A 9,492-nucleotide genomic window follows, 5' to 3' on the forward strand; every position below is an offset into this window, starting at 1 on the left:
CATACGATCCGACCACTGCCGCGATGATCATCCCGATGAGGGTGATCGGCTCGACTTCCACGACCTGCGTGTAGATGAACGCCTGGGCCAGCGTGGACATCGTGTGGCCGGCGTTCAGCGTCCCCGGGATGAGGGCGTCCTTCACCCACTTGGTGGCCCGAAAGATCGCCGTGCTGGTGGCGAACGAGCCGATCCCCAGTGTGTCGAAAAAATCCGTGATCGTCCCGTGGAGAATGAGCCCCGGTGTGGGCTTCACCGAGCCGAGCTTGGGGAGCCCACGGACGAGGGACACCACGTGGTATACGGCCACAAGACCGAGGCCGATGAGCAGCAGCAGCTTGGCGTCGAATTGCATCGGAAGCGGCGGGAGGTTCGGAGGGCGAACTGCGTGGAACTACAACGTACCGCCCGGTACCGCCGTTGTCCCGCCCCGAAGGCCGCCAATCAGGACAGCGCTGCCGGGATGAGCGAAAAGAGCAGCGAGATGGCCACGGCGATGATCGACGCGATCCACCCGGCACCACGAGACACCCGAGCGATGACGCTGACGCCGATGGCCGTGATGGCGATGTTCCAGAGGCCGAACAGATCGAAGCCGGCCAGCAGGGTCAATACCACGTTGTCGACCTTGGCCGGATCGACGAAACGCGCCGGCCCGATCGACGCCGCGAAGAGCGACGTGACATTGCTCGTGTCGAGCACCGCCCCCTGAATGGCGGTGGCCAGAATGGCCAGCACGCGCGGAACGCTGGCGAGGGTGGCGATGAACACTGCCCGCCCGAACGGCAAGGCGGCGCTGACCACCTTCGAACCGAGCCACGTGAGCACTCCGCCAATGAGACCGGCGAACACCGCGCTGAGGGCCCAGCTGGCAAAGAGGAAATACCCCCCGAAGGTGCGCCCGGACTCCACCGCCTCGGCGGGCATCTTGCTCCCCTGCTCCGCCATCTTGATCAGCTGCAGATCGAAGTTGGCGTCGACATACGGCTGGATGAGGCTCTTCGTGGCCACCAGCAGTACCACAATGATGACCGTGAGCACGAGCATGTACAGCCCGGCCCCACGGCTGCGCGACCGCTCGAACACCGCGGCTGGCGCCCAGAGCACCTCGAGAATGTCCTCGAACACACTGCCCTGCTTTGCGCCCGCCGCGGTGGAGTCCGTCATCTGGCCGCCTCGCCCTCGAGATAGGTGTACCCTTCCAGTCCCGCGACGAAGTCGGCGATGAAGCCGTTCATCTCGTCGCGCGTGAGTCCCTTGGAAGAATTCACCTTGCGACGGAATGTCGCCAGCAGCTGCGACGCGCCGAACTGCACGTAGTTGAGCACTTCGGTGACGGTATCCCCTTCCACGAGGTCGGTGATGTCGTAACCGCCGTGTTCGTTCATGCGCACGTGCACGGCATTGGTGTCGCCGAACAGGTTGTGCAGGTCGCCCAGGATCTCCTGATACGCACCCGTGAGGAAAATGCCGAGGATGTAGTCTTCCCCGTCACGAAACTCGTGCAGCTCGAGGCTCGGCCGGCCGTTCTTGTCTCCCACAAATCGATCGATTTTGCCGTCGGAGTCGCAGGTGACGTCCTGCAACGTACCGCGGCGCACCGGCTCTTCGGTGAGGCGGTGGATGGGCATGATCGGGAAGAGCTGATCGATGGCCCAGCTGTCGGGCAGCGATTGGAAGAGCGAGAAGTTGCAGAAGTACCGGTCGACAAGCGACGACTCGAGCTCCGGCAGGATGTCCTCGTACGTGTCGGGGTCGGCCTTCGCGATACGATAGATCGCATTCATCGTGGCCAGCCACAGCACTTCTGCCTTGGCAAGGCCGCGGAGGTTGAGCACACCCGAGTTGAAGTACTGACGCGCGCGTTCCTTGTCGAACGAGGCATCGTGGTACACCTCGAGGACCTTGCGCGGCTTGGGCTCCCGTTCGTTGAGCGTACGCCAGTCCTCGTGCATCTCATGCAGCAGCGAATAATCGTCGTCATCGAGCGGCGGCACCGGCTGCGGGGCCTGTGACTCCACGTCGATGACCTTGAGCAGCAGCAGCGCGTGGTGGGCGGTGAGCGCCCGTCCCGACTCGCTGATGATGTGCGGCATGGACAACTCCGCCTCACGGCACGCCTCGGCGATCGTGTAGATCACGTCGTTGGCGTATTCCTGCTGCGTGTAGTTGACGCTTGCATTGTTGGTGGAGTTGGTGCCGTCGTAATCGATGCCGAGGCCACCGCCAACGTCCACGTGCGTGATGTCCACGCCGAGCGCGCGCAGCTCGAGATAGAAGCGTGCGACTTCGGCCAGCCCCGACTTGATGAAGCGAATGTCGGTGATCTGACTGCCGAGGTGGAAGTGGATGAGCTTGAGGATGTCGAGACGACCGGCCGTTTCCAGCTTGTCGATGAGCTTGATGAGCTCGGCCGAACTGAGGCCGAACTTGCTCTTCTCCCCGCCGCTCTGGGCCCACCGCCCCGCGCCTTCACTCGCCAGCTTGATACGCACGCCGCAGGTGGGCTGCACGCCAATCTCCTCGGCCACCTCGAGCAGCACATCGAGCTCGCTCACCTGCTCGAGCACGATGAAGACCTTGTGTCCCAGCTTCTGACCCATGAGGGCCAGTCGCATGAACTCGTGGTCCTTGTAGCCGTTACACACGATGAGGTGCTCGGTGGTCTCGGAGAGTCCGAGCACCGCCTGCAGCTCGGGCTTCGAGCCGCACTCGAGTCCCACGCCGTGCGTCTTGCCGAACTGCACGATCTCCTCGACCACGTGCCGCTGCTGATTCACCTTGATCGGATACACGGTGGTGTAGCCGCCGGTGTACTCGAATTCCTTGATCGCCTGGGCGAAGCGCTCGGAGAGCGTTTCGATGCGCGAGCGCAGGATGTCCGAGAAACGGAGGAGGATGGGCAACTGAATGCCCTGCCCTTCGAGATCGGCCGCGAGATCGCGCAAGTCGAGCGCGTGTTGCGGACGTGACGGATCGGGGCGCACGACGACGTGCCCGCGCTCGTTGATATCGAAGTAGCCGGCGCCCCACCCTTCCACATTGTAGAGGGCGCGGGCGGCGTCGATGGACCACGGCTCGGCAGGTGCCGGCTCGGCGATGGGCTGGATACGAGTTGCCATAGGGGCGGAAAGCTAGACGGTTCGTGCCGCTGGAGGGAGCCAGCGGCACGAACCGTCAAGATTGTGACATGACGAGGACTGCCGGGTGAACGCCGATCGCGCCCCGCCGGTGCCCCCTGATTTCGTCAGTTGTCGCCGTCGAGCAGCCCGCCGAGGCCGCCGAGCACCGACCCTTCGCCCACCCGCTTGCCACCGAGCGACGGGGCAGCGGCGATGATGCGATCGGCGAGACGGGAGAACGGGAGCGTCTGGAGAATGACGCGCCCGGGGCCGGTAAGCTGGACGAAGAACAACCCTTCGCCACCGAACAGTGCCGTCTTGATGCCCGGCACCCGCTGGATGTCGTAGTTCACCGTGGGCTGGAAGGCGACGAGGCAGCCGGTATCGACCCGCAGATTTTCGCCGGGGGCCAGATCGATGGCGTGCAGCGTGCCGGAGGCATGGAGGAACGCCAGGCCGTCGCCGCTGAGCTTCTGCAGAATGAAACCCTCACCGCCGAAGAAGCCGGCGCCGATCTTGCGCGTGAAGGCTACCGAAATGTCGATACCGCGGGCGGCGCAGAGGAAGCTGTCCTTCTGCGCCATGACGGTGCCGCCCCAGTCACGCAGGTTGAGGGGCACGATCTTGCCCGGGTACGGCGCCGCAAAGGCGACGTCGGCACGGCGGGCGCCGCTGTTGCCGAACAGCGTGACGAAGAACGAATCGCCGGCCAGCACGCGCTTGCCCGCGCCGATCAGCTTGTCGAACAACCCGCCGCCGCGCGCATTCGGATCGAGCGTGGTGGCCATGGTGATGCCTTCGCGCATGAACATCATCGCGCCCGCCTCGGCGAAGACCGCTTCGCCCGGGTCGAGGGTAACGATCACGGCCTGCAGGTCATCACCGATGATTTGATAGTCGATTTCGTCCGCTGCCATTACTTGCCTCCGGGATTGCCAGCGGGCGTGGCCGCCCGCGCGGGTTGAGGGGTCATCTTCACCTGATCACGTCCCTTCTCGAGGAAGGGGATACCACGCACCATCCATGACGGGGGCTCGGCCCCCTGAAGCTTCACCGCGAAGAACTCCTGCATCTTGCGGTCGATGTCCTTCTGATTGGCGCGCTTGGTCGGATTGTGCTCATCGCCGTTGTACACGACCATGTACGCCTCCTTCTGCAAGCGACGCATGGCCACGTAGAACTCGATGCCCTGATACCATGGCACCGCCCCGTCGTTGTCGTTGGCCATGAACAGCACCGGCGTGGTGACCCGATCGAGGCGGAAGAGCGGCGAGTTTTCAACGTAGCGTTCCGGATACTGCCACAGCGAGCCACCGATGCGGCTCTGCGTGTGCTCGTACTGGAACGTGCGGGCCAGACCGCTCTGCCAGCGGATACCACCGTAAGCACTGGTCATGTTCACCACGGTCGCGTTGGGCACCGCGGCCGCGAACATGTTGGTGACGGTGATGAGATACGCTGACTGGTACCCGCCCCACGACTGGCCGGTGATGCCGATGCGCTTGGGATCGACGAATCCCTTGGCCACGATCGACTGCACGCCGGGAATGATGGCCTTCGCCGCGCTCGGTCCCGGCTGCCCGTCAGTGTAGACGATGTCGGGCATGAAGACGACATAGCCGAGGGAGTTGTAGACCAGCGGGTTGACTGTGTTGCGCCCGCTCGGCGCCTGGTAGTTGTGCAGACCGTCGGTGAGCTTCTCGTAGTAGTACACGACCATCGGGTACTGCTTCGATGCGTCGAAGTTCTCCGGCTTGTACAGCAGCCCGCGCAACGGGATGCCATCGCCGTTGAGCCACGACACGAGCTCCACGGTGCCGCGCGGATACTCGGCGTCCTGCGGATTGGCGTTGGAGATCTTGCTGGTGCCGGCGATGGTGGCGCCGGTCCAGAGATCGGGGAACTCGCGATACGTGCTCTGCGTGAGCAGGTACTGCTCGGCGTCACGCGCCTTCTGCAGGCCGGCAAAGTTGCGGTCGGCCATGACGAGCTTCTCGGGCTTTGCGTCGGCCCCGATGCGGTCACGCCAGAACCCGCTTGCCTTGGAGAGCGTGTCCACGGCGCGCAGCAGCAGCGGCGTGTTGGTGTCGAGGAACGGATCTTCGCGATCGAGATCCACCACGCGGTACGTCATGCCGGCCCGGCGCCCCTCACCGTCGGTGAGATTACGCGGCGCGACGACCCCCGCCGGGTCGATCTCCCACACATCGAAGCGGTCGTACACCAGCACCCGCTTGTCTCCCGTGGTCCAGCCGCCGACGCCATACGGCGGCGGAATGTCCGGCGAGTCGAACTCCTCGTCCTGGAACTTCACCGGCAGCTTGTCGGTGAGGGTGATCTTCTTGCCCGTAGCGGTGGAGTAGGCGACCCACTGTCCCTTCTCGAACCACGTGACGTAGTTGGCGCCCGGCGAGAGCTGCGCCTGCCCGTCGATCTGCTTGGCGACCAGCGTGCGCGCACCGGTCAGCGGGTCGATGAGGTAGACATCGGTGGCACCCTCACCCCAGAACTGCGGGATCGCGTACTCGAGGGCGTTGAGGCCGAGCACCTTCCGACCGTCGTTGCTGATGCTCACGCGCAGCGAGTCGTTGGCGAGGCGCGTCCACTTGTTCGCGGCCAACGTGTAGAGGGCGGTGTACGTGCGGTTGCGGTCGCGATTGGCCGTGACTTTCTGCTGCGGCATGATGGCCGCGTCCTTCCAATGCCACAGGTCGTAGACGGCCTTGTCCACGAGCGAGTCGGCGGGAATGGAATCGGCCGGGACGTTGCCGAGCGAGAAGAGGAGCGCGTTGCCTTCACGCGTGAACGACACCTGACCGCGGTCGGCGATGAGCAGCCCCTCGGGCGCCTCAGCAGGCGCCACCAGCCGGCGCGCCGCCACGGGCTTGCCCTTGGCCGGCACGAGCGAGGCGTAATACACGCCGAATCGCGAACGCGGGGTGGAGTCGTTCACGTCGGTCACGAAGGCGACCTGCTTGCCGGCGCGATCGAACGTGAATCCGCGATAAGTGGCGCTTCCGGCGATGAGCGTGGTCACGGCGCCGGTGCTCAGCTGACGCACGAAGGCGCCGTTGTTCGCCCCGTCGCGCGTGGTGACGGTATAGCCGAGCCACTGTTCGTTTTCGTCGAAGGCGTAGTTGGTGACGCCCTCGATGCGCGTGTCGGTACCGGCGGCAAGGTCGCGCAACACGAGGGTGGCGCCGTATTCGCGACGCGGGCCGGCAGGTGCGGGCGTACCGTTCTGGGCCGGCGCACCGGCAGGACGCGCGGCCGCCGTGGTGTCTTCGAGCAGGTAGGCGAGATACTTGCCGCCGTTCCGGGCAAGGCGGAACGACCGCACGTTGCTCACGCGTGTGACGTTGCCGTCGGCGACGCGCACGAGGCCCATGCCGCTGCGCGGCTGCGGCGTCCCGCGTCGGGCGCGGGCGCGTTCCACGTCGGCGCGCGACGGATAGACGGTGAACGCCACGAAGCGCGAGTCGGCGCTGAACTGGGCCGGTGCCGCGCTGAACTGGGCGGCGGAATCGGCGGCCGGCTGGAGCTGCGGCCGGCCCGTGAACCCGCGGCCGATGTTCGCATACTCCGTGGAGCCGGCGGTGCTGCGCACGATCAGCGCGCCCTCACCGACGACCGGGCTCACCGTGTAGGCCACCCACTTGCCGTCGTTGGAGAGCGACGCGCCGGAGATGGTGCGCCATTCGTCGTACGTGTCCTGCGTGATGGGCTTCTTCCCCGCCGGGAGCGCAGGGGGCGTCCACCGCGACACGGCGGTGGAAGGATTACCGGAGGCGCCCTGGCCGGCGAGCGCCGACGGCAGGGTGGCGAGTGCGGCGGCAAGCGCCGCGGGGGCAACCGAGACACGGGCAACAGCGCGTGCGACGGTACGCAGGTCAATCGATCGCATCGGAGGGGGTCGAGACGGGTGCGTGGGCTGGTCGCAGGATCCCCGGGGCCCCAAGTTGCACCCAGGCATTCCTGCCACCCCAAGACTAACGGCGCGGCTCCGGCCGCGTGAGGATTCGGATGAGACGATTACTCGGCTACTTCGCGCGGGGGTTGGTACTCCTCGCGCCCCTGGCCGTGACGGTATGGGTGTGTTGGATCGTGTTCCGGAGCGTGGACGGCTGGCTCGGGCTCCCCATCCCGGGGGCCGGCTTCGTGGCCACGCTGGTGCTGATCACGCTCTTCGGCTTTCTGGGTTCGAGCCTGCTCACCCGCTCGGCGGTCGCGGCGCTCGAGGGCATCATGGCCCGCCTGCCCTTCGTCCGCCTGCTGTACGGGTCCACAAAGGACCTGCTCAACGCCTTTGTGGGCGAGAAGCGCCGCTTTGACAAGCCGGTGATCATGAGCCTCACGCCGGACCATACGGTGCGGCTGATGGGGTTCGTGACGCAGGAGAGCCTGGCGCATCTCGGGCTCGACCAGCAGGTGGCCGTGTACTGTCCGCACTCCTACAATTTTTCGGGTCAGCTGTACGTGGTGCACGCGTCGCAGGTGCAGCCGCTGGATGTGGCCAGCGCCGACGCCATGGCGTTCGTCGTCTCGGGCGGCGTCGCCGGCCTTCCCACCGCTTCGCAGTCCACGGGCGAATACGCCGCCCCTCTTCCCCCCGTCTGATGACGAGACTCCGTATTTCCGCCTCGCTGGCCGCAGCGGCCGCCGCACTTGCCGCGCTTGTCGTGGTCGGCGCCGTCACCGCACCGGTAGCACAGGCGCAGTCCGCGACGCCCGCCGGCCGCAGCGATGTGCCGACCCTGCTGATCCCGGATGCCGTGTTCGATGGCACTACCGACACGCTGCATCAGGGGTGGGGCGTGCTGGTGAGTGGACAGCGCATTGCCGCGGCGGGGCCGCTGTCATCGCTGCAGGTTCCAGCGAATGCGCAGCGCGTGGAGCTCAAGGGCACCACACTGATGCCCGGGATGAGCGATCTACACAGCCACGTGCTGCTGCATCCGTACGACGAAACGCCGTGGAACGATCAGGTGCTGCGTGAGTCGCTGGCGCTGCGCACCGCGCGCGCCGTGAATCATCTCAAGGCCACGCTCGACGCCGGCTTCACGATGTTGCGCGACCTCGGTACCGAAGGCGCGGACTACGCCGACGTGGGGCTCAAGGAGGCGGTGGAGCAAGGCATCATTCCCGGCCCGCGTCTCTTCGTAACGACCAAAGCCATCGTGGCCACCGGCTCGTACGGCCCGAAGGGCTTCGGTGCAGAGATCGGCGTGCCGCAGGGCGCGGAGGAAGCCGACGGGGTGGAAGGTGTGACGCGCGTGGTGCGCGATCAAATCGGGCACGGCGCTGACTGGATCAAGATCTACGCCGACTATCGGTGGGGCCCGCGTGGCGAGGCCCGCCCCACGTTTACGCCGATCGAATGGCAGGCCATCGTGCAGACGGCCACGTCGAGCGGTCGACCGGTGGTGGCGCACGCGAGCACCGTGGAGGGGATGACCCGCGCCATCCTGGCCGGCGTGGAGGTCATCGAGCACGGTGACGCGGCCACCGCCGAGGTGTTCGAGATGATGAAGCAGCGGAACGTGGCCTTCTGCCCCACCCTCGCCGCTACCGAAAGCACCACGCGCTATCGCGGCTGGAAGAAGGGTGTCGATGCTGATCCGGCGGGCATCACGCAGAAGAAGCGCATGTTCAAGACCGCCCTGGCCTCGGGCGTCACCATCTGCAACGGCAGTGACGTGGGCGTATTCGCGCATGGCACGAATGCGCTCGAGCTGGAGCTGATGGTGGAGTACGGCATGACGCCGGTGCAGGCGCTCAAGGCGGCCACGAGTGTGAATGCGCGCATCATGCACCGCGAGACCGAATTCGGCCGTGTGGCCCCCGGGCTGCTCGCCGATCTCGTGGCCGTGCAGGGCGATCCCACCAAGAACATCACCCAGCTGCGTCAGGTGAAGTTCGTGATGAAGGGCGGACAGATTCACCGCCGCTGACCGCGATCGTCTGCCGAGCATGCGGCGGACGACGCGGGCACCACATCGGGTCGGGGCGCGTTGACCAGCGTGCTCCGACCCGAACTGCTTCCCGACCATATCGCCGAGCGTGTCACCACGCATTCGGCTGTTCTCGCCGCACCGGCTGCGGGTGAATTCGTCCTGTACTGGATGCGCACCGCCGTGCGCGCCCACGAGAACCCCGCGCTCGATACGGCGCTGCTGCTGGGGCGCGAACTGCAGCGCCCCGTTTTCGTGTACCACGCGCTCAGCGAGCGATATCCGTACGCGTCCGACCGGCACCACACCTTCATTCTCGAAGGCGCGCGCGACGTGGAAGCGGAGTGTGCACAGCGCGGCATTGGCTACGCGTTCCACCTCGAACGGCCCGGCCACCGTACGCCGGCGCTCAAGCTGCT

Annotated in this window: 7 protein-coding genes and 1 pseudogene; 3 read left to right on the forward strand and 5 right to left on the reverse strand. The window is 66.0% G+C overall.

What is annotated here, in order from left to right; translation table 11 throughout:
- The 5 genes and pseudogenes from ACIQ6O_RS08515 to ACIQ6O_RS08535 all read right to left on the reverse strand — a co-directional run.
- A pseudogene (locus ACIQ6O_RS08515) lies at nt 1-355 on the reverse strand (permease); the annotation flags it as partial.
- An 89-nt stretch (nt 356-444) separates the two neighbouring features.
- Nucleotides 445-1,167 carry a YIP1 family protein gene (locus tag ACIQ6O_RS08520; protein ID WP_396207353.1) on the reverse strand — a complete coding sequence of 241 codons (723 nt, stop codon included), beginning with the start codon at nt 1,165-1,167 and terminating at the stop codon, nt 445-447.
- Entirely contained in the window at nt 1,164-3,122 is a 1,959-nt protein-coding gene (gene speA / locus ACIQ6O_RS08525; protein WP_396207354.1) for a biosynthetic arginine decarboxylase, read from the reverse strand. Before speA ends, ACIQ6O_RS08520 begins: the two co-directional genes overlap by 4 nt.
- Before the next feature lie 125 nt (nt 3,123-3,247).
- On the reverse strand, nt 3,248-4,039 hold the full coding sequence (locus tag ACIQ6O_RS08530; RefSeq protein ID WP_396207355.1) for a TIGR00266 family protein: 792 nt from the start codon (nt 4,037-4,039) through the stop codon (nt 3,248-3,250).
- A complete protein-coding gene (locus ACIQ6O_RS08535) occupies nt 4,039-7,026 on the reverse strand; it encodes an alpha/beta hydrolase family protein (RefSeq protein ID WP_396207357.1) in 2,988 nt (995 codons plus the stop codon). The genes ACIQ6O_RS08530 and ACIQ6O_RS08535 overlap by 1 nt, the downstream gene beginning before the upstream one ends.
- Before the next feature lie 119 nt (nt 7,027-7,145).
- Between ACIQ6O_RS08535 and ACIQ6O_RS08540 the strand changes: the two genes are divergently transcribed.
- The 3 genes from ACIQ6O_RS08540 to ACIQ6O_RS08550 form a co-directional block, all read left to right on the forward strand.
- Complete coding sequence (locus ACIQ6O_RS08540; protein ID WP_396207358.1) at nt 7,146-7,739, forward strand: DUF502 domain-containing protein; 594 nt, start codon at nt 7,146-7,148, stop codon at nt 7,737-7,739.
- Nucleotides 7,739-9,073 (forward strand): amidohydrolase family protein, encoded by a 1,335-nt coding sequence (locus tag ACIQ6O_RS08545; RefSeq protein WP_396207359.1) that lies wholly within the window; start codon nt 7,739-7,741, stop codon nt 9,071-9,073. The genes ACIQ6O_RS08540 and ACIQ6O_RS08545 overlap by 1 nt, the downstream gene beginning before the upstream one ends.
- 69 nt (nt 9,074-9,142) lie before the next feature.
- Nucleotides 9,143-9,492 (forward strand): deoxyribodipyrimidine photo-lyase (locus ACIQ6O_RS08550; RefSeq protein ID WP_396207360.1); only part of this gene is annotated, 350 nt, incomplete at its 3' end.

The organism is Gemmatimonas sp., from assembly GCF_044345575.1.
GTDB lineage: Bacteria > Gemmatimonadota > Gemmatimonadetes > Gemmatimonadales > Gemmatimonadaceae > Gemmatimonas.

Coding starts and splice junctions, on each gene's coding strand:
- ACIQ6O_RS08545 (WP_396207359.1), top strand. CDS start 7,739: ATGACGAGACTCCGTATTTCCGCCTCGCTGGCCGCAGCGGCCGCCGCA.
- ACIQ6O_RS08535 (WP_396207357.1), bottom strand. CDS start 7,026: ATGCGATCGATTGACCTGCGTACCGTCGCACGCGCTGTTGCCCGTGTC.
- ACIQ6O_RS08540 (WP_396207358.1), top strand. CDS start 7,146: ATGAGACGATTACTCGGCTACTTCGCGCGGGGGTTGGTACTCCTCGCG.
- ACIQ6O_RS08520 (WP_396207353.1), bottom strand. CDS start 1,167: ATGACGGACTCCACCGCGGCGGGCGCAAAGCAGGGCAGTGTGTTCGAG.
- ACIQ6O_RS08530 (WP_396207355.1), bottom strand. CDS start 4,039: ATGGCAGCGGACGAAATCGACTATCAAATCATCGGTGATGACCTGCAG.
- speA (WP_396207354.1), bottom strand. CDS start 3,122: ATGGCAACTCGTATCCAGCCCATCGCCGAGCCGGCACCTGCCGAGCCG.